This window comes from Rhizobium sp. CECT 9324 (assembly GCF_918741265.1).
Taxonomy (GTDB): domain Bacteria; phylum Pseudomonadota; class Alphaproteobacteria; order Rhizobiales; family Rhizobiaceae; genus Allorhizobium.
Window position 1 is genome coordinate 290,319 of the sequence record NZ_CAKKMZ010000002.1, and the last position, 19,327, is coordinate 309,645.

The 19,327-nt window shown below is 61.1% G+C and carries 16 protein-coding genes; 11 read left to right on the forward strand and 5 right to left on the reverse strand.

Features of this window, described 5'->3' with window-relative positions; translation table 11 throughout:
• Nucleotides 1–27 precede the first annotated feature (27 nt).
• From LQ231_RS21345 to LQ231_RS21355, 3 genes are read right to left on the reverse strand one after another with little or no spacing between them, the layout of a single operon-like run.
• Nucleotides 28–894 carry an AraC family transcriptional regulator gene (locus LQ231_RS21345; protein WP_230173803.1) on the reverse strand — a complete coding sequence of 289 codons (867 nt, stop codon included), beginning with the start codon at nt 892–894 and terminating at the stop codon, nt 28–30.
• Nucleotides 895–949: 55 nt separating this feature from the next.
• The gene (locus tag LQ231_RS21350; RefSeq protein ID WP_230173804.1) at nt 950–1,981 is read right to left on the reverse strand and encodes a substrate-binding domain-containing protein; all 1,032 of its coding nucleotides are present in this window, start codon (nt 1,979–1,981) and stop codon (nt 950–952) included.
• A gap of 10 nt (nt 1,982–1,991) precedes the next feature.
• A complete protein-coding gene (locus LQ231_RS21355) occupies nt 1,992–3,344 on the reverse strand; it encodes an ROK family protein (protein ID WP_230173805.1) in 1,353 nt (450 codons plus the stop codon).
• A gap of 187 nt (nt 3,345–3,531) precedes the next feature.
• Here LQ231_RS21355 and LQ231_RS21360 point away from each other — a divergent pair, with 187 nt between their 5' ends.
• The 6 genes from LQ231_RS21360 to LQ231_RS21385 all read left to right on the forward strand — a co-directional run bounded on the left by LQ231_RS21360 (nt 3,532) and on the right by LQ231_RS21385 (nt 9,594).
• A complete protein-coding gene (locus LQ231_RS21360) occupies nt 3,532–4,344 on the forward strand; it encodes a sugar phosphate isomerase/epimerase family protein (protein ID WP_230173806.1) in 813 nt (270 codons plus the stop codon).
• Nucleotides 4,345–4,389: 45 nt separating this feature from the next.
• Nucleotides 4,390–5,511 (forward strand): substrate-binding domain-containing protein, encoded by a 1,122-nt coding sequence (locus tag LQ231_RS21365; protein WP_230173807.1) that lies wholly within the window; start codon nt 4,390–4,392, stop codon nt 5,509–5,511.
• Between the two features lie 106 nt (nt 5,512–5,617).
• Nucleotides 5,618–6,784, forward strand: a complete 1,167-nt coding sequence (locus tag LQ231_RS21370; protein ID WP_230173808.1) for a Gfo/Idh/MocA family oxidoreductase — start codon at nt 5,618–5,620, stop codon at nt 6,782–6,784.
• On the forward strand, nt 6,781–8,355 hold the full coding sequence (locus LQ231_RS21375) for a sugar ABC transporter ATP-binding protein (protein ID WP_230173809.1): 1,575 nt from the start codon (nt 6,781–6,783) through the stop codon (nt 8,353–8,355). Before LQ231_RS21370 ends, LQ231_RS21375 begins: the two co-directional genes overlap by 4 nt.
• Nucleotides 8,348–9,283, forward strand: coding sequence for an ABC transporter permease (locus LQ231_RS21380; protein WP_148168621.1), 936 nt, complete (start codon nt 8,348–8,350; stop codon nt 9,281–9,283). The genes LQ231_RS21375 and LQ231_RS21380 overlap by 8 nt, the downstream gene beginning before the upstream one ends.
• A 5-nt stretch (nt 9,284–9,288) precedes the next feature.
• Nucleotides 9,289–9,594 (forward strand): putative quinol monooxygenase, encoded by a 306-nt coding sequence (locus tag LQ231_RS21385; protein WP_230173810.1) that lies wholly within the window; start codon nt 9,289–9,291, stop codon nt 9,592–9,594.
• Between the two features lie 86 nt (nt 9,595–9,680).
• On the opposite strand, the gene LQ231_RS21390 is transcribed toward LQ231_RS21385, so the two are convergent.
• On the reverse strand, nt 9,681–12,497 hold the full coding sequence (locus tag LQ231_RS21390) for a PAS domain S-box protein (protein WP_230173813.1): 2,817 nt from the start codon (nt 12,495–12,497) through the stop codon (nt 9,681–9,683).
• Between the two features lie 206 nt (nt 12,498–12,703).
• Here LQ231_RS21390 and LQ231_RS21395 point away from each other — a divergent pair, with 206 nt between their 5' ends.
• The 3 genes from LQ231_RS21395 to LQ231_RS21405 are packed head-to-tail and all read left to right on the forward strand — an operon-like array spanning nt 12,704 to nt 15,359.
• Nucleotides 12,704–13,195 carry a hypothetical protein gene (locus LQ231_RS21395; protein ID WP_230173815.1) on the forward strand — a complete coding sequence of 164 codons (492 nt, stop codon included), beginning with the start codon at nt 12,704–12,706 and terminating at the stop codon, nt 13,193–13,195.
• Nucleotides 13,192–13,890, forward strand: a complete 699-nt coding sequence (locus tag LQ231_RS21400; RefSeq protein WP_230173817.1) for a response regulator transcription factor — start codon at nt 13,192–13,194, stop codon at nt 13,888–13,890. Before LQ231_RS21395 ends, LQ231_RS21400 begins: the two co-directional genes overlap by 4 nt.
• A gap of 20 nt (nt 13,891–13,910) precedes the next feature.
• On the forward strand, nt 13,911–15,359 hold the full coding sequence (locus LQ231_RS21405; protein WP_230173819.1) for an EAL domain-containing protein: 1,449 nt from the start codon (nt 13,911–13,913) through the stop codon (nt 15,357–15,359).
• Nucleotides 15,360–15,727: 368 nt separating this feature from the next.
• Here the strand turns inward: LQ231_RS21405 and LQ231_RS21410 are convergent, their stop codons facing one another.
• A complete protein-coding gene (locus LQ231_RS21410) occupies nt 15,728–15,883 on the reverse strand; it encodes a hypothetical protein (RefSeq protein ID WP_230173821.1) in 156 nt (51 codons plus the stop codon).
• 111 nt (nt 15,884–15,994) lie between these two features.
• On the opposite strand from LQ231_RS21410, the gene LQ231_RS21415 reads away from it, so the two are divergent.
• Nucleotides 15,995–16,660 (forward strand): hypothetical protein, encoded by a 666-nt coding sequence (locus LQ231_RS21415; RefSeq protein ID WP_230173823.1) that lies wholly within the window; start codon nt 15,995–15,997, stop codon nt 16,658–16,660.
• Between the two features lie 169 nt (nt 16,661–16,829).
• Nucleotides 16,830–19,325 carry an OmpA family protein gene (locus tag LQ231_RS21420; protein ID WP_230173825.1) on the forward strand — a complete coding sequence of 832 codons (2,496 nt, stop codon included), beginning with the start codon at nt 16,830–16,832 and terminating at the stop codon, nt 19,323–19,325.
• Nucleotides 19,326–19,327: the final 2 nt, after the last annotated feature.

Genomic DNA, 19,327 nt, shown 5'->3' on the forward strand with positions numbered 1-19,327 from the left:
TCGGGCGATACCGCCGCGTATCAAACCTTACCGAGGAGTCTCAAAATCGTCAGCCGAGAGCCGGCTGACGGTGCGGAAGATGCTCGGCGAGGAGCCGGCATGATCATGGAAGAAGCGCGAAAAATGAGCCGGCACGGAAAAGCCGAGCTGGTCGCCGATCACCGCGAAGCTCTCGGTTCCATCGGCAACGGCGGACACCGCCCGTTCCAGGCGCTGCACATTGAGGAAGACCCGGGGCGTCACACCCATCGAGGTCTCGAACAGCCGGAAGAAATGCGCTCGCGACAGGCCGATATCGGTCGCGAGAAGATCGAGATCGGCGATCTCGCCAGGCGCCGCCTTCATACGCTCGACGGCCTTGCGGATACGAAAGTCGAGCAGTGGGCGTGATGCGAGATCGCGGATCGAGTTCGGCACGGCCCGCCAGTCGGCGAAGCGCTCGATGACGGCGACCATCAGCTCGCCGAGAAGCACCTCGTGCACTTCGGCGCTGTTCGGCTCCTGTACCATGGCCTCTGCCAGCGTGCGTGCGCGCGAACGGATGTCGGGGGTGATCGAGCCGACATTCGAGGCGAAGAAGTCGGGGGCGTGGCTTGCCGCCCAATTCGGCCGGAAATGGCCGAGCCATTGCGGCTCGATGTAGAGCGCGAGGATCACCGTCTTCGGTCGCGCCTGGTCATGCGCATAGGCATGCGGCTCCCAGGCATTGATCAGAACGGCGCTTTCGTCCGTGAGCGGCACGAGCCGGTCGCGCACCGAAAACTGCGTGTCTGCACCCTCGACCTTCAACAGCACATGGCAATGCGGATGCGCGTGTCGCACCAGGGGCCGATCCATATCCAGCAGCGCCACTCTCCCGAAGCGACCACGTGCGATGCGTAAAGCATTCGACATTGCTTAAATATTGGGTTGTTCCGCAGAAACTACAAGTTCGAAAGAGCTTTCGCGCTCAAGATGGGTGTTGATCGGAAGTCTTCAGGCCGACGAGCCTGAGCCTTCGGAGAACTTCCTGGGGTGCCGGCGCCCGCCACACGGTCTGGAAGCACTCCACCACATTGCTTGCGGTGACCGCAAGGCCGGGAAGCGCGACCCAGTCGGGGGCCGGCCGGCCGAGGAGCGCGGTCACTGTGATGGATGCAGCGGATTCACCCTGGCGAAACGGCTGCTGGGCGGCAATCGCGACGAGGGGATCGCTGGCAGCAAGGCCGATCGCCGCTGCATGACCGAGATCCACGGTCGTCATCGGAATCTTGCGCCCGAGCGTTTTGAGAACGCCGGCGGCCATCATTGCCGGCGTGTCCCAGACGACAAAGAGGCCGGCGAGATCCGGATGGGCTTCGGCAAGAGCGCGCGTGGTTGCGGCAACTGCCGACAGGGATGGAAACCGCTGGACGCGCAGAGACACGTCCGGACGGTTGACCTGCATCCATTTGACGAAGGCGATTTCCCGCTCGTTGGTCGCGAAGAAATCGGCGTCATAGCCGAGGACGCCGACCTCCGCGCCATCAGGCAGATGCGGCGACAAGCCTTCCGCGGCGATCTTGCCGAGGCCGAAATTGTCCGCCGAGACGAGGGAGATGTAGTCCTTTCCCGGAAGAAGCCCGGTCGGTGCGTTGTCGAGCAGGATGAGCTTTATGCCGGCCGCAGACACGCGCGCATGCGCCGCTGCCACTTTCGAATTGGCGACGGGCAGGGATATGATGGCATCCGGTGCTTCCTCGATCAGCCGCCCGAGTGCCTCGATCTGGACCTCCGGCGTGAAGGCGCAGTCGATCACGTCGATGACCGCGACCCCGCAATTGCCGAGCATGCCGATGATGCCGGAAAGCTGCTGTTTGGCCCAGTCGCTTTCGAGCGTGTGCAGCACGACCGCGACCCGCAAGCCACTGGCTCGCGCCCGCTCCATGTCCTCCGGCAGCAGCAAAACCCGCTCGGGCGCCGATGCCCGCTCCCCATGAGGGCCGAGACCCGCAATCGTCATTCAATCCTCCTCACATATCCGGCGGCCGGACAACATCCCCCTTGATGACCTTTCGCCGGGCAATTTCTTTTTTCATCTCCTGGAAAAGCGGATGCGCCTGAGGCTGCCCGGCCATGATCCAGTCTTTCAGCATCGGTGGTGCGAATAGCCCCTCGGACGCAACGATTGCAGCCCCGACAAGACCTGAAGAGCTGCCCATCTGGGAGCGGATGATCTGCATGTCGCGGCTGACGAGGGGATGGCAGGCACCGTAAATGGCCTCTCGCGCGGAGGCGAGAAGAATGTCATTGGTCTGCGCGATCGAGCCGGACAGCACGATGAGCGCGGGGTTCAGCATGTTGGCGAGCGTCGCGACCACCTGACCGATCAGCCGGCCGCTCTGCGCCAGGATATCGATGGCGGCGGCATCGCCCATCTGTGCTGCCTGGGCGACTTCCAGCGCCGTGATCTCGGTGCCGCGTCGAACGAGCTCGGCAAGTATCGGGCTGGTGCCGTTTTCTGCAGCAAGCCTGCCATCCTGGGCAATGTGGTCCGACCCCGCCATCGCCTCCAGCGTGCCCGTCCGGTCGCCGACAGTCACCGGAACGGAGCCGATAAGGCCGACGGCTCCCTGTGCACCACGAAAGAGAATTCCGTCGCTTGCCAGCCCGGCCCCGATGCGTTTGCCGACCTTGACGAACATCATGGTGCGCTGATTGCGCCCGGCTCCGGCGTGCAGTTCGCCCATCGTCATGGTCTCGACGCTGGAACGAAGCCAGACGGGTGCATCGAAGGCCGCAACGAGCATTTCGATAAGGGGGAAGCTCTCCCAGCCCGGCAGAACGCCGGGAGTGGCGCGTTGGAACAGCGTCTCGGCACCGTCGGAGACGGCGCCTGGAACCGAGATGGAGATGCCGTAGAGCTGGTTGTCCGAATGCCGTTCCAGGATCCAGCGAAAAAGTGTGACCAGACGATCGGCGAGGGCGGACACAGGTTGGCTGAGCTCGGTCGCCTCGTGATGCTCCATCAGCAGGGAGCCGCCGAGATCGGCAATCCCGACGCCGAGCGCGGTTTGGTCGAGCGTGGCAACGAGGATCCGGCCACGATCTGCTGCAAAACGCACGAGGCGCGGCGCGCGCCCACCGGATGCGGTCGCAAGTTCGCTTTCGTCGACCAGACCGAGTTCGCCGAGCGTACCCAAGCGGTCCGCCACGACCGCGCGGCCGAGTTCACTCTGGCGCTCGATTTCCTGGCGTGTGGTGGCCTGCTCCGTCCGCACCAGATTGAGAATTTCGACAAGGCTCGGCGCCGCGGTCTCGGTGACGCGGGGCCGACCTTTGCGGCGGGGAGCGGCGTCATTTGCCGCAGTTGCCGTCGTCGCCATGACTTCTTCCTTCCGGCGGATTCGCCCTCTCCATCCTTATTAAGGCGGAGGCTTCCGACTGGCAACATGGATCTTTTGCATTAAATCTGCAAAAGTAAGCAAGGTTATGCAGTTAAATAATTGACATGTACTTTTTGTCGACGTAAGACGGCTCACACATCAACACGGTCACTGGGAGGAGGCGCCGATGTCGAACTTCAAGCTCGCCTATCATGCGAACTGCTGGGGCAGCCTTGGCGGAGACGCAGTCGGCGTCACGTCAATCACCAATCTTGCCTACCGCACCTTTGGCGACATGCGCCGCGCCTTCGCAGACATTGCGTCGGCGGGTTACGAAGGCGTCGAGCTCTTCGACGGCAATCTTCTCGATTTTGGCGTGGGCGACATGCGGGCCCTGCTTGCCGACAATGGGCTGACGCTCGTGGCGACCTATGCCGGCGGCAACTTCATTTTCGACGACATTCTGCCGGAGGAGCTGGCCCGGGTGACCCGCGCGGCGGATCGCGCAGCCGAGCTTGGTGCCCCGCATCTGGTCGTCGGTGGTGGCGCCAAGCGCTTCGACGGTATCCGCGAGGCTGACTATCCCAAGCTGGCAGCCGCACTTGACCGTGTGAAGGAAATCGCCGAGGCGCGCGGCCTCACCGCCCACTACCACCCGCATCTTTCGACGATCGTCGAGGGGCCGGCAGAGGTGCGCAAGATCTTTGCACTCACCGGCATTCATTTCTGCCCGGACACGGCCCATCTGGCCGCTGCCGGCGGGGATCCCGCCGCGCTCATTCGCGAGCATGCGGCACGCATCTCCTATGTCCATCTCAAGGGGTTCCAGAAGGAGCCATTCGCCTTCACGCCGATCGACCGCGGCGACGTGCCGACGGACGACATCATCGCGGCCCTTCGGGAGGTTGGCTTCGATGGCTGGGTCTGCACGGAGCTCGATTCGTGGTCTGACGCACTCGAAGGTGCGAAGGCGAGCATGACCTATCTCAAATCGGCCTGACGGCCGCGACCGGGGCGCATGCCCCACTTTCGGGAGGAGAAAGTGATGATGAAGAGAAGAACCCTGTTGGGCACTGCCGCCGTGTTGGCGCTTGCCTGCACCTATTCAGCGCCGGCCTTGGCCGATCCTGACAGCGCACTGGCCGCGCTTCAGCAAACAGTCCTGTCCAAGGGGCCGTCGGGCGAAGATCCTTCGCCGGCCGCCCACGTTACTCTGACCGACGAGGAGCTGGCGAAGATCAAGGCGATGAATGCGACGGCGGCCATCGTCATGCACTATGGTGGCAACGATTGGTCACGCGCCCAGATCAACGGCCTTCAGACCCAGTTCGCCGCCATGGGCATCAAGGTGCTTGCGGTGACCGATGCCGGCTTCAAACCGGAAAAACAGGTCTCCGACCTAGAGACCATTATGGCGCAGAAGCCGAACGTCATCGTCTCGATCCCGACGGATCCGACAGCGACGGCCGCAGCCTACAAGGCGGCCGCGGAAGCTGGCACCAAGCTCGTCTTCATGGACAACGTGCCGACCGGCTTTGAAGCCGGCAAGGACTATGTGTCGGTCGTATCTGCCGACAACTACGGCAATGGCGTGGCCTCGGCGCATCTGATGGCGAAGGCGCTGAACGGGGAGGGCGATATCGGGCTTGTGTTCCATGCCGCCGATTTCTTCGTCACCAAGCAGCGTTACGATGCCTTCAAGGCGACCATCGCCTCCGACTATCCGAATATCAAGATCGTGGCCGAGCAGGGCATCGGCGGACCTGATTTCTCGGGCGATGCGGAAAAGGCGGCCTCTGCGATCCTCACCTCGAACCCGACCATCAAGGGCATCTGGGCTGTCTGGGACGTGCCGGCCGAAGGCGTGATTTCGGCGGCGCGTGTCGCGGGTCGCGACGATCTCGTCATCACCACGATCGACCTCGGGGAAAACGTGGCGATCTCGATGGCCCAGGGCGGCTTCGTCAAGGGGCTCGGCGCGCAGCGGCCTTATGATGCCGGTGTCGTCGAAGCCAAGCTTGCCGGCTATGCGCTGCTCGGCAAGGAAGCGCCGGCCTTTGTCGCACTGCCAGCCCTTCCGGTGACCCGGGACACGCTGCTCGACGGCTGGAAGGCGGTCTATTCCACCGAGGCGACCGACAACATCAAGACGAGCCTCGGACAGTAATCCGCAGGACACGGGGCGCTTCTCGCGCCCCGCGTCCGACACGATCCGGCCTTTGCCGGCAGTCGAACTTGGCGCCCATAGGGCGAGCTTTTTCAGGAGAAAACCGATGACCAAAGTGATGAACGTCGCCATGATCGGTGGCGGCTTCATGGGCAAGGCGCATGCCATGGCCTATGCCTCCATGCCAATGTTCTTCTGGCCCGCACCGGCCATACCCCACCGCAAGGTCGTCGTCGATGTGACCGAAGGCATGGCCGAGGAAGCGCGCGAGCGCTACGGTTTCGAGGAAGCATCGTCTGACTGGCGCGCTGTCGTCAACCGGCCGGATATCGACGTCGTCGATATCTGCACGCCGAACAACGTGCATGCCGAGATCGCCATTGCGGCCGCCAAGGCCGGCAAGCACATCATCTGCGAAAAGCCGCTTGCCCGCACCGTCGAAGAGGCGAGGGCGATGCATGACGCGGTGAAAGCCGCCGGCGTCATTCACATGGTGGCCTTCAATTATCGCCGCACGCCGGCCGTGGCGCTCGCGAAGAAGTACATCGACGAGGGCCGGATCGGCCGGATCCTGAATTTCCGCGGCACCTATCTGCAGGACTGGTCGGCCGACCCGGATTCGCCCCTCTCCTGGCGCTTCCAGAAGAAGATCGCCGGCTCCGGCACGGTCGGCGACATCGCCACCCATGTCGTCGATCTCGCCCATTATCTCGTCGGCCCGATCGCCGAGGTCAACGCGATCACGACGACTTACAACAAGACGCGGCCATTGCAGCAGGGTGGGGTCGACAAGCTGGGCGCGGCGGAAAAGGCCGCGGATGCCGACCGCGGCGAGGTGGATGTCGACGACGAGGTCGTGTCGATGCTGAAATTCGAAGGCGGCGCGATCGGCAGCCTGGAGGCGACCCGCAACGCTTATGGCCGCAACAACTTCATCACGCTGGAAATCCACGGCACAAAGGGCTCGATCCATTTCAACTACGAGCGCCGCGACGAGCTTCAGGTGATGTTCGCCGACGATCCGGCGGATGCGCGCGGTTTCCGCACCGTCTATACCGGTCCTGCCCATCCCTATGGCAACGGCCTCTGGCCGATTCCCGGTCTCGGCATCGGTTATTCGGAAACGAAGATCGTCGAATGCTACGATTTCTTCTCGGCCATCGCGAAGAACCGGCAGCCGAGCCCCAATTTCGAGGACGGCTTGCTGACGGAACTCGTCGCCGACGCCCTCATCCGTTCCGGTGAAACCGGACTGTGGGAGAAGGTGGGATGAGCACGAGCGTCGCTGCGGTCCGCATGACCGGCATATCCAAGACCTTCGGCGGCGTGCGTGCGCTGGACGACGTGTCCTTCGAGGTCATGCCCGGCGAGGTCCATGCGCTGCTGGGCGGCAACGGCGCCGGCAAGTCGACGATCCTCAAGGTGCTGAACGGGGTTCATCGCCCTGACAAGGGGACGATCGAGGTCGGTGGCGCGCCTCTGTCTACCCATTCACCGGAGGCGTCCCGGGCTGCCGGCATCGCCATGAACTACCAGGAAATGAGCCTCGTCCCGACGCTGACGGTGGCGCAGAACATCTTCCTGACGCGGGAATACCGCGCCGGCACTGGGCTGATCGACGACCAAGAGGCGGAGAAGCGTGCGGCGGACATTTTCGCAATGCTCGACGTCTTTGTCGATCCGAAGGCTCTTGTCGGCGATCTCGGTGCTGGCCAGAAGCAACTGACGGAGATCGCCAAGGCCATATCGCAGGATGCGAGGGTGCTGGTGTTGGACGAACCGTCGACGGCGCTCGCCGTTTCCGATGTCGAGCGGCTCTTCGTCTTCCTGCGCAAGCTGAAAGCAAACGGCGTGGCCATCATCTATGTCAGCCACCGCATGGACGAGATCGCCCGCATTGCCGATCGCGCGACGATCCTGCGCGACGGCCGGCATGTCATCACCGCACCGCTCAGTGAATTGCCGATCGACACGATGATCGAGCACATCGTCGGGCGGCGCTCGAAGGGGCTGTCGGATGTCGAGCGCGGTGTGGCCGTGAAGGGCGACGTGCTTATGCAACTCGAGAATGTCAGCGGCCGCCACAAGCCGGAGAACGTGTCTCTGACGCTGCATCGTGGCGAAGTGCTGGGGCTTGCGGGCCTGCTCGGCTCGGGCCGATCGTCGCTGGCGCGGGTCATGGCCGGCATCGATCCGGTAGCCAAGGGCGAAATCCGGATAAAGGGCCGCGCCGTCTCGATCCGCAAGCCTGGTGATGCGATTGCCGCCGGTGTCGCGCTGGTGCCGGAAGCGCGCGCCACGCAGGGCATCATTCCAGACCATTCGGTTGCCTCCAACATGATCCTTGCCGTGATCGACAGGCTGTCCAAGGGCGGCCTCGTCGATACCAAGGCGGCAAACGACCTGACGGACGCGCAGATCGAGCGCCTGCGCGTCAAGACGGCGAGCCGTGACCATGCGGTCTCGACGCTTTCGGGCGGCAACCAGCAGAAGGTCGTCATCGGCAAGTGGCTTGCCACCAACCCCGACATCCTCGTCCTCGACGAGCCGACCGCGGGCATCGATATCGGTTCCAAGTCCGAAATCATTCGTCTGGTGCGGGAACTCGCTGCCGCCGGCAAAGGCATCATCATGATTTCGTCCGAGCTGTCCGAGCTGCTGACCGCCTGCGATCGCATTCTCGTCATGGCTGACGGGCGCATTCACCAGGATCTGCCGCGCGAGGCGCTGGAAGATCCGTCCGTGCCCGCCGATGACCTTGCCCACCGTCTCCAGGCCGCCGAACAGCGGCTCCAGATCGAAATCCAAAAGGCCCTTGCGATACAGGAGGTTTCCCATGGCTAACGCCTTCTTCGCCAATTGGCGCCAGAACATCATCTATATCGGCTTCGTCGTCATCTTCCTCGTCTTCGCGGTGACCTTGGCAGACAAGGGGTTCCTCAATCCCAACAACCTGCTCAACATCGTCCGGCAGACGGCGATGATCGCCGTCATGGCGATCGCCATGACCTTCGTGCTCTCGGCGGGCGAGATCGACCTTTCGGTCGGCGCGGTTGCAGGGCTTGCGACGGTCACGGTCGCGATGGGCATCGCCGCAGGCGGGCCGATCGTTGGCGTCGGTGCCGGCATTGCCACGGGGCTTGCCGTCGGCATGTTCAACGGCTGGCTCACCACCCGCATCGGTATTCCGTCCTTTCTCACCACGCTCGCCATGATGGGCATAGCCAAGGGCGTCGCCATGTGGATATCGGCGACAGCCGCCGTGCCGATCCTGTCGCCCGGCTATTCCTGGCTCTTCGGCGGTGGCAATCTCGGACCGGTGCCGGTGCTTATGCTCTGGATGGCAGTCTTCGGCGGCATCGGCCATATCGTGCTGCGCCGCTCGGGCTTCGGTCGGCGGGTGCTTGCGACTGGCGGTGGCGAGACGGCGGCGCGCTATTCCGGCATCGACACGAAGGCGATCAAGTTCAAGGTGCTGGTCATCTCTTCGCTCGCGGCAGCGCTCGCCGGGATGCTCTATGCGGGGCGCCTGCAATCCGGCCGCTTCCAACTCGGCGAGGGCGACGAGCTCTCGGTCATCGCCGCGGCGGTGCTCGGCGGCACGAGCCTCTTCGGCGGCAGGGGAACCGTCATCGGCACCATTGTCGGCGCCCTGATGATCGGCCTCATCAACAACGGATTGATCCTTATGGGTCTGGAATTCAGCCAGCAATTGATCGCGCGCGGTGGCATCATCATTCTCGCCGTCGCGCTCAGCCAGAAGCGGAGCTGAAGGCCATGATTGTTTCCCTCATCGCAACGCTGACGGCCCTCCCGGAAACCCGGGAGGAGATTTACCGCCTTCTCGTCGATCAGGTCGAGCCCACCCGCGCCGAACATGGCTGCATCAACTACAATCTTCATGTCGATGCCGGCGATCCCTGTGTCTTCGTGTTCTACGAGAACTGGCACAGTCAGGCGGACCTCGATGCACACATGAAAATGCCGCACCTCGAGCCTCTGCTGAGCCAGATCGACCGTCTGCTGGCGAAACCGATCGAGATGTGGCGGCTGCACCCGGCGGAGCTCGCAACGACGAAGTGATCGACCGTGCCTGACGAAAGGCGAAAGCGATCAGCGCTGCCGGCGAGGCGGCAGTTCCTCATTTGCCGCATTTCCGGCTTGAGCGCTCATCTGGCGTCTGACGGCGCATCGATCGCCTCCCGCAAGGCCTCTGCCAGCTGCCGTCGCGTATAGGGCTTCGCCAGCGGCGACAATCGCGAGGTTGCGCCGATGCCGTCAATATCCGCATAGCCGGTCGCCAGGACGACAGGGAGCATTGGATGCCGGATCCTGATTTCGCTCGCCAGGGCGCGGCCGTCGATCGGGCCGGGCATGACCACATCCGAAAAGACGAGATCGAACGGGCCGTCCGTTTCGAGTGTGCGCAGCGCTTCCGTCCCATTCTCCACGCAAGTGACCGAATAGCCGAGCGAAAGCAGTGTTCCTGTGGCGAAATCGCGGACCATGGGATCGTCCTCGACGACGAGAATATGCTCCTTGCCCCCCTGAAGCCCCCCTTGCGAAGCAGGTTCGGCAGGAGTGTCCGTCGGCGCGAGTCGGGGAAAGGAGAGGGAAATGGTCGTTCCCTCCTCCGGCTCCGACTCGATGTCGATCCTGCCTCCCGATTGCCTCATGAAGCCATAGACCGTGCTGAGGCCCAGTCCGCTGCCCTTGCCGAAGGGCTTAGTGGTGAAGAAGGGCTCGAAGGCTTTCGCGCGCGTCCCCGTGTCCATGCCGAAGCCATCGTCGGAAATACGGACCACGGCGTTATCGCCGCTTCGGGCGGTTGAAATTGTCAGCCTGCCACCATTGGGCATTGCGTCGCGGGCGTTGATGCAGAGATTCATGATGGACGCTTCCAGTTGCGCCGCATCCGCCCTCACATGTCCCGCTGAAGGATCGAGTTCGAGCCGCAGCATGATGGTTTCGCCCAGCGCGGACGTTAACAACCCCTCCATGGCACGTATGGAACCATTGATATCAAGAGAGGCCGGCTCGAGCGGCTGTCGTCCCGCAAAGGTCAGAAGCTGGCGGGTCAGGGCGGCGCCCTGCTGAGATGCCTTGTGGTTCAAGTGCGCGATCGCGGACAGTCTGGGATCGGTGATTTCGTCGGCCAGGGTCTCTGCCGTCCCGAGGATGACCGTCAACAGGTTGTTGAAGTCATGGGCGACGCCGCCCGTCAGTTGGCCAATCGCTTCGAGGCGCTGTGCCTGCAGCCGTTTTGCCTCATCCAGCCTGGTCTCGGTGATGTCGCGGACGCCACCGACCATGCGCGTTGCCTCGCCTGCGGCATTGCGGATGATATGACCCTGATCGACGACCTCGGCATAAGTCCCCGTTCCACGCCGGAAGCGGTACTCTTCCCGCCACGTGTCGACCTGACCATCAATCGCGGCCAATATGCTGGACACCACGCTTGCGCGGTCATCCGGGTGGATCTTGGATTCCCATTCCCGGAATCCATCCTCGACCGGCACATCGTCATGACCGAAGACGGATGCGATATTGCTGTTCCATTGCACACGGCCGGTCGCAATGTCCCAGTCCCAGATCGCATCCGTCGTCATCATGGCGACGATCGCGAAGCGCTCTTCGCTTTCGGCCAGACGTTCCTTTGCAGTCCTCTTGTCCGTGATGTCCCGCCCTGTCGCGACGAAATGGGTGGCGCGTCCGTCCGCGCCGACAATCGGCGCTATGCTCATGTCCACCCAGTATTCGCGTCCATCCTTGGCGTAGTTGAGAATTTCGACCCGGATCGCCCTTGGAAGCGCCATGGCGCGATCGATCTGTTCGATGGTCGAGGCGGCCGTGTGCTTTCCCTGAAGAAAGCTCGGAGAACGACCGAGCGCATCGCTCGGTGAATAGCCGGTGATCCGCACGAAGGCGTCGTTGACATAGACGATGGCATGGCTGTTTCCGGGCTGTGATGGAGCCTTCGTGACGATGACGAAGTCCTCGGTCCTCGAAATCGCCATTTCCAGCAGATGTAAATGTTCATCGGTGGCGTGCCGTTTCGTCACGTCGCGAAAATAGACTGTCAAACCTCCCGGTCCGGGATAGGCGGTGACGGAGAACCATGCGTTCAGCGACTCGTAGAAGACTTCGAAGTCGGCTGTAATGTTTTCGAGGATGGCCCGCTCGTAGTGCTGCCGGATGATCCCCGACGAGGCTTCCGGGAATTCCTGCCAGATCAAGCGTCCAATGAGCGTCGAACGCTGACGCTCCAGGAGGAGTTCGGCTTGTCGGTTGAGGTAGATGAAGCGCCAATTCTGATCGAGTTGGAAAAAGGCATCGCTGATATTATCCATAGAGTCGGCAAAACGCCGTTCGAGATCCCTCGCTGTGCTTTCCAGTCGTTTTTGCTCGTCGATATCCTGCAGGGCGCCCTGGATGCGGGCGATCCTGCCCATGTCATCGCGGATGGCGACACCGATCGCGCGAACCCATTTTCGCCGGCCCGTGGCGTCGATGATCTCCACCTCGATGTCGTAGGGCATACCCGTCGCGACGCAGGTCTCGAAGTGCTGCGTGATTGTGTCGCGCCACTCGGGTGCGAAGTAGTTTATCCCTTCCTCGAGGGTTACGGTCTTGCCCTTTGGTCGCCCGTGGATCTCCCAGGTCTCATTCGACCATTCGATCCGCCGCTCTGGCAGGTGCACCACCCATCCGCCGAGCTTCGCGGCCTTGCCGGCCATTTCGAGAAGCGCCTGGTTCCCGCAGACGTCGTGCTGCCTGGGCCACGCCCCGTCGTGACGAAGCCGCCAGGCAACGAAGAGGGCGGCTCCGATGAACCAGAGCCAAGCGGGCATCGGCGGCCATGTGAGAACGAGGGCGGAGATGCCACCCGCAAGCAATCCGGCGGAAAATCGATCCGCCGCACATTGCCTGAGTGCGGTCACAAGAGAGCGAAAGACTTTGCCGGCGATTGTGTGTCCCGGTCGCATGGTTTGCCTCGTCCTCGATGGTTATGGGTTTCAACCTTTCGATAATCTCCAAAGGCGGTGCAATCCATAGGGATCGCTTCAGTTTAACCTTTTTTAAATTTGGAGCGGCGGTCGCTTAAGGACGGTCCGGTTTAGTCGATGCATCCAAATGCGGTGGTTTGTCTCCCGATAGCGGGGCAGATCTCTGCAAGCATCGAGGCGATCCTGTGAAACACACCAAGAGAACGACCTATCTCAGCCGTGTTCAATCCGACTACTTCAGCCGCAGATGGTATTGCCGCACCGTCACCCTTTTTTGCAATCTGCTGTTCACCGGACAATGGATGCGCAAGGCGCAGATCGTTCGCTGCCTGGTCGTCGAAATCAGCGAGGGCGGCGCCACTGTGCGGATAGGAAAGTCGCAGATTCCGGACCACCTCTATCTCGTCATCGGCAGCTTTGACGTATTGATCGGGAGCATCGTCGTCCGGCGCGACGCGGGACATTTACAACTCTGTTTCCTGAAGGAGCTGAGGCCGGACTTCGTCAATCGCCTGGCCCGTCTGACATCGCCCTTCGCTACCTTGGAAAGCTTGAGTCGAGCCCCCATATCGACGGCTGATGACACGCAGCTGAAGCTGCGGCCGATGCCACCTGAGCTGCATAGCGTTCGGGAAGGACGCATTGGCCAAACAACCAGGCATCCGAAAAGACAATGAACATAATGATCATAGAGGATCAGCGCGACGTCGTTGATATGTTGCGGCTGAACTGGTCGGATTCGCGGGACCGGCTGGATTGCCTTGCCTCCGTGAAGCTGGCGAACCGCTTCATCCATTCCAACGAACTCGCCGCCTATGACTGCATCCTGATCGATATCAACCTGACCGACGGGAGCGGCCTCGAGGTGCTTCGCAGTGCACGCGCGCGCTCTGATATCCCGATCATCATGATCTCCGGCGCCGGCGATGCCGATAGCCGCGCGGACGCCATCAGTGTCGGGGCCGACGACTATGTGATGAAACCGTTCAGCGTCAAGGAACTGCGCGCCCGCGTCCATCGTCTGCACGCGGCGCGCTTGGGCCGCGACGCCGTCCGGCAGGGCCTTGCTTTCAAGGTCGGCAATATCGAATGCGACATTGGGCGCCTGTCGATGGATTTCGACGGCGCCAGTCAGCCGCTGACCGCCCTCGAAGGACGGATATTGCAGGTTCTTCACGCCTGCGCCGGCGAGGATTGCCCGAAGTCTTGCATTGCGCGCCAGGCGCTCTTCCGCGAGTACGACCCGCGCGACAAGACGATCGACGTCTATATCAACCGACTTCGCGGCAAGCTTGCGGAACTCGATGCCGCGAGCGGTGAGGTCATCAAGACGATCCGCGGCGTCGGCTATCGCCTGAGCAAAATCCAATAACTGCAGGAGTAGAGGTACCTATGCCTCAGTTCGTTGATCGGCATGTTTTTTCCCAAGAAATGGTCAGACCCGATCGATCCGGGCCGGATGAAGCGGCTCGCCTCAAACGGCTGAGAGAACTTTCCAGCGTGTCGTCTGGCCCGGATCCTGTGCTCGATGCGCTGGTCGACGCGGCCTGCCTCGCGGCCGACATGCCGATCGGCCTCATTACCTTGCTTGACCATGAACGCCAATGGTTCAAGGCAAAACGGGGCATCGACGGACACGGGTCCAGCCGCACAGACGCCTTCTGCGACCACACGATCCGCTCATCAATGCCCTTCGTCGTTCCCGACGCCGCTCGCGATGTCCGTTTTGCCGACAATCCTTTCGTGACCGGAGGCGACAGGATCCGCTTTTATGCCGGAATCCCGCTGGAAATAGAGCCGGGACTTCGGCTCGGCTCGCTCTGTGTTCTCGACCGCGTGCCGCGGCGGCTCGGCGCCAACAAGCGCGGGGTGCTGGAGCGGCTGGCACACTGCGCCGTGGAACGCCTGCTGCAATCCGAAGATCGGTATCTATTGTCCCGGATCGAACCGGGCAGGCTCAATCATGCAAAAACCGACAAGGCGGCGCTGGCGCTTGCTGAAGAGGCGATCGTTGAGGATCTCTTCACGCTTTACTACCAGCCGAAGATAGCGCTCGATACGGGCCGGCGGATCGGGTTCGAGGCACTGCTGAGGCTGAAGAAGCCTGATGGTTCGATGCTTGGTCCTGCGGCCTTTGCCGCAGCTTTCGACGAGCCGGCGCTTTCCAGGCAAATCGGCAAACATGTGCTCCGGTGCGCGGTCGCACAGGCCAGGGAGTGGCAGGCGGCCGGCATCGATTTCGGGCATATCGCGATTAACGTCTCGTCGTCGCAGTTCACGGCATCGCCGGGCAGCCCCGGCCTGGTCGAAGAAATCCTGAGCGCAACCCGGTCGGCCGGGCTGTCGCCCCGACATATCCAGATCGAAGTCACAGAAGGCGTCATGTTGTCGGAGCAGAGCGCTGCCATAGGCAGGCAACTCGAAGCGCTACGGGCAGCGGGCTTCACCGTTGCCTTCGACGATTTCGGCACCGGGTTCGCGTCCCTCGTGCATCTGAAGGAATTCGCCTATGACCAGATCAAGATCGATGGCGCCTTCGTGCGCGCGATGACCGGCTCCACCGCCGATCATGCCATCGTGAAGGCCATCGTAGACATGGCGAAGGCAATGGGAAAGCAGGTCGTTGCCGAAGGTGTGGAAACCATGATGGAACTCCAGGCCTTGCAAGAGCTCGGCTGTCCCTATGGTCAGGGCTTCCTTTTCGGTCGACCAGTCAGTGCAACCGATATTCATTTCGCTGCCGATCGACGGATGGATGTAAATACGGGGGCGTATCCCCGCGCCCTCGAGGCGGGTGACGCTGTTGATCAGTGTGTTGCCACCGGGAAGCCATCTTGGTAGCACAGCCGCTCAGTTGTCACAGCGGTTGCCGACAAGAATCTCAGCTGCACCATTGATTGGTAGCTTTCATCGTCCCATCACCAAATGCGGACAGCGCTCTTCCTACCCGATCCCGGTTGTTGCTATGCTGGAAAGGCAAATCAACTCGACCTGAAGCAGCAATAGTTCCGCCCTTGCCGATCCGGGTCGAAACACACAAGTCTCTGTGGATTTGGGCCCCCGCAACCAACCATTCTTGCGATCCCAATAAAGCCCCCTCGTGGGGCATTCGGCGTTTTTGTCCCCCAGTTGCTCCAGCGCAGCTGGTCATCTAGTGTGGCCCTCAGGTTGAGTATATCGGGTATAGAATCCGCATAGATTGCAGACTGTCACCGTCCGACGACCGCGCGCTTGCTGCCTTTGATCCCTGACCAATCGCGGCCTCCGGCTTTCAAGATGGCATCGCCCCAAACTTCCATTGCTACGTCGGCGACGTAGCGCTCGTCTGCGTCGCGAATCAGATCGAGTGAATGGTGCTGCGTCATGAATAGACCGGGGTCAAGAGAATTCCAGCTTGTGGGTTAACTGTTTTGCTGACATTCTTCCCTGTTAACGGGGTTGCACTGTGGCAAGTGTACAAATGGAGGGACATAAGCATGGCAAAGGAACCTTCGATTGCTGCTTCTTCTACGAGTAAGTCGGATGAAAATCTCATAGGTAATGTTGAGGGAAACGGGCTGAGCTTCATGGCGGCCCAAGCCCGCGAGAGCGGGCTCTCCGGTGACGCAGTAGGTGTCGACAAGATACGCGATCTGCTTTTCGGCAACCAGATGCAGGACTATGACCGCCGTTTTTCCAAGCTTGAAGAGCGGTTCCTGCAGCGCTTCAAGGATGTCGAATCCGAGGCCAAGCGCAATCTTGAAACCTACGAGTCAAACGCAAAGAAGCAGGTGGAGTCTCTGGCGGCGCAATTGCGGAGCGAAAAAGATGCGCGAGCCGAGGCCGATAAGGAAATTGACCGAAATCTTCGCGAGCAAAATCAGGCACTTGAGAAGCAGGTGCGCGCATTGTCGGATCAATTGAGCGAGCTTGAGCGCGACGTTGCGGACCGGATAAATCGCATCGATCATTTGCTGCGTGAGGAAATCAAGCAAAAGAATGAAAGCATTCAGATGCTTATGGAGAAAATGTTCTCCGATCTCAACCACGTCAAGACCGACAGAAATCTTCTGGCTGGCCTGTTTGTCGAGGTTGCAAAATGCATAAATCAGGATCCCGGCGGAAGCAATGGCACCTCGGAACGCAGCTGGAAAGGGAGTTGATCGGGACTTGACGTCGAGCGTCGACCCGATCAGAATTCCTCAAAGAGCTGCCTCGAACGAAATCGAAATCGATCGCGCGGCTCTGGCTCTTCTTTTGGTCGAAATTGCCCGGAACGTCGATCCGGAACATCATGCGCGTTTCGACGGAGTTCCAGCCTCCGATCATCGCATGGAAACGCTGCGCCAGTTGCTGGTTGGCCGCGAAATATCTGAGCTTTCACGTGTTACGCGTCTGCTGGGCGAACCGGAGCAGTTTGCCGACGCAGTGGGCGGCATTCTTGCCAGCGCAACCGCACGGGCGCCTCATGCGCAACTCGGCGAGGCCCTTGCGCCAGCCGTAGAGAGGGCTGTGCAACGGTCGATCCAGAAGAGCCCCGGCACGCTGACCGATATAATGTACCCGGTGTTTCTGCCGGCAATTCGCAAGTCGATCGGGGAAAAGATTGACCAGACCTTTCAGTCGCTGAATGAAACTTTAAGGCATATATTTACCTGGCATGGGCTGAAGTGGAGATTTGAATCCTGGAGAACTGGTGCCAGCTTCTCGGAAGTTGTCCTGAAGCATTCTCTTGTCTATCGGGTAGAACATGTCTTCCTCATCAACCGAAATTCGGGGCTTTTGATCGCGCATGTAACTGCCGACAATGCAACGAGCGAGGACCCCCAACTCATTTCCTCGATGCTCAGTGCCATTCAGGACTTTGTGAAAGATTCATTTCACGAGAAAGAACAGAGCGGCCTGGACACGATCCGCTTCGGAGAGCTTCGTCTCTGGTCGGAAGTGGGACCGTTTGCGACCTTGGTTGCGGTGATCCGGGGAAATCCGCCAGAGGAACTGCATGAAATAGTTCGCGATGTGTTGCTCCGAATCCATGATGAATATGCGCAGGCTTTAGAGCAGTTTGACGGCGACGGCTCTCAGTTGGCCGGCATAGATACGCGGCTTCAGATCTGCGTTGAACTGAGGCAGGGGGACTCAGACCAGGGATTTCCGTGGCTGGTGGTAGCTGCAGTTCTGCTGGTTTCGATCCCGGCAGCCGCTTGGCTTTTTCTTTCCTGGCAATCCGCGCAGCGCTGGCAAGCCTATGTGTCGCGACTGGAGGCCCAACCGGGTATTGTCGTTGCCGAACAAAAGGTGCATGACGGCCAATTCTACATTTCTGGCCTGAGAGACCCGCTTGCGACTGACCCGCAGTCGCTGTTGTCCGGAACGCAGGTCGACCCCGCCCGGGTTCATTCGCAATGGCAATTCTATCAGAGCCTTGAGCCGGAGTTCGTGTTGAAGCGGCTGACGGCGTTGCTGTCTCCACCCGAATCTGTTCTGCTTTCGGTCGTCCAGGGTCGCATTGTTGCCGAGGGTGAGGCTCCCGACACCTGGATAGAACGGGCGCGTGCTGCTGCCCGGCAGCTTTCGGTCGGCGGACCGGAATTCGACATCTCCAAGGTTCGTGAGGTGAGCCCCGAAGTACGCGCGGCGGAGCGCTGGCAAGCCTATGTGTCGCGGCTTGAGGGCCAGCCTGGTATTGTCGTTGCGGAACAAACGGCGAGGGGCGGGCAATTCTATATTTCCGGCCTGAGAGATCCGCTTGCCATCGACCCGCAGTCGTTGTTGTCCGGAACGCAGGTCGATCCCGCCCGGGTTCATTCGCAATGGCAATTCTATCAGAGCCTCGAGCCGGAGTTCGTGTTGAAGCGGCTGACGGCGTCGCTGGTTCCACCCGAAGCTGTTCTGCTTTCGGTCGTCCAGGGTCGCATTGTTGCGGAGGGTGAGGCTCCCGACACATGGATAGAAAGGGCGCGTGCTGCGGCCCGACAGCTTTCGGTCGGGGGACCGGAATTCGACATCTCCAAGGTTCGTGAGGTGAGCCCCGAAGTACGCGCGGCGGAGCGCTGGCAAGCCTATGTGTCGCGGCTTGAGGGCCAGCCTGGTATTGTCGTTGCGGAACAAACGGCGAGGGGCGGGCAATTCTATATTTCCGGCCTGAGAGATCCGCTTGCCATCGACCCGCAGTCGTTGTTGTCCGGAACGCAGGTCGATCCCGCCCGGGTTCATTCGCAATGGCAATTCTATCAGAGCCTCGAGCCGGAGTTCGTGTTGAAGCGGCTGACGGCGTCGCTGTCTCCACCCGATACAGTAAGACTTTCGATTGTCCAGGGTCGCATCGTTGCCGAGGGTGAGGCTCCTGCCAACTGGATCAACCGTGTCCGGGCCGCCGCGGAACAACTTTCGGCGGACGGAGTGGTTCTGGATGTCTCGCAACTGCGTGAGCTGAACCTTGCAGAACTAAATTATTTGAGAGAGGCCATCCAGGCGACCGATATCTTCTTCTATTCCGGCAAGGCTGTGCCGGGACCAGAGCAGGTGCCAGTGCTCGATAGGTTGGCGGATCAGATAAAGGAATTCGCACAAAAGGCTCGCAAGTCAGGCGTAACAGCGCGGTTCATGTTGACCGGCCATGCGGACGCTACAGGCCGTGAGACTGCTAACGTATCGATCAGCGCTTCCCGCGCCGAGACGGTTCGTGCGCTGCTCAACAAGCGCGGTGTCGCGCCGGGACTGCTGGTGGTTCGGGGGGCTGGCACCTTTGAACCGGTGGTGCCTGAAAATAGTCGAACGGGGAGCTCCACCAATCGCCGGGTTTCGATTACGATAAACTTGGAGTAGTG

What these genes read in the sequence shown, in the direction of transcription:
- LQ231_RS21345 (WP_230173803.1), bottom strand. Translation starts at nt 894, where the DNA reads ATGTCGAATGCTTTACGCATCGCACGTGGTCGCTTCGGGAGAGTGGCG.
- LQ231_RS21350 (WP_230173804.1), bottom strand. Translation starts at nt 1,981, where the DNA reads ATGACGATTGCGGGTCTCGGCCCTCATGGGGAGCGGGCATCGGCGCCC.
- LQ231_RS21355 (WP_230173805.1), bottom strand. Translation starts at nt 3,344, where the DNA reads ATGGCGACGACGGCAACTGCGGCAAATGACGCCGCTCCCCGCCGCAAA.
- LQ231_RS21360 (WP_230173806.1), top strand. Translation starts at nt 3,532, where the DNA reads ATGTCGAACTTCAAGCTCGCCTATCATGCGAACTGCTGGGGCAGCCTT.
- LQ231_RS21365 (WP_230173807.1), top strand. Translation starts at nt 4,390, where the DNA reads ATGATGAAGAGAAGAACCCTGTTGGGCACTGCCGCCGTGTTGGCGCTT.
- LQ231_RS21370 (WP_230173808.1), top strand. Translation starts at nt 5,618, where the DNA reads ATGACCAAAGTGATGAACGTCGCCATGATCGGTGGCGGCTTCATGGGC.
- LQ231_RS21375 (WP_230173809.1), top strand. Translation starts at nt 6,781, where the DNA reads ATGAGCACGAGCGTCGCTGCGGTCCGCATGACCGGCATATCCAAGACC.
- LQ231_RS21380 (WP_148168621.1), top strand. Translation starts at nt 8,348, where the DNA reads ATGGCTAACGCCTTCTTCGCCAATTGGCGCCAGAACATCATCTATATC.
- LQ231_RS21385 (WP_230173810.1), top strand. Translation starts at nt 9,289, where the DNA reads ATGATTGTTTCCCTCATCGCAACGCTGACGGCCCTCCCGGAAACCCGG.
- LQ231_RS21390 (WP_230173813.1), bottom strand. Translation starts at nt 12,497, where the DNA reads ATGCGACCGGGACACACAATCGCCGGCAAAGTCTTTCGCTCTCTTGTG.
- LQ231_RS21400 (WP_230173817.1), top strand. Translation starts at nt 13,192, where the DNA reads ATGAACATAATGATCATAGAGGATCAGCGCGACGTCGTTGATATGTTG.
- LQ231_RS21405 (WP_230173819.1), top strand. Translation starts at nt 13,911, where the DNA reads ATGCCTCAGTTCGTTGATCGGCATGTTTTTTCCCAAGAAATGGTCAGA.
- LQ231_RS21410 (WP_230173821.1), bottom strand. Translation starts at nt 15,883, where the DNA reads ATGACGCAGCACCATTCACTCGATCTGATTCGCGACGCAGACGAGCGC.
- LQ231_RS21415 (WP_230173823.1), top strand. Translation starts at nt 15,995, where the DNA reads ATGGCAAAGGAACCTTCGATTGCTGCTTCTTCTACGAGTAAGTCGGAT.
- LQ231_RS21420 (WP_230173825.1), top strand. Translation starts at nt 16,830, where the DNA reads ATGGAAACGCTGCGCCAGTTGCTGGTTGGCCGCGAAATATCTGAGCTT.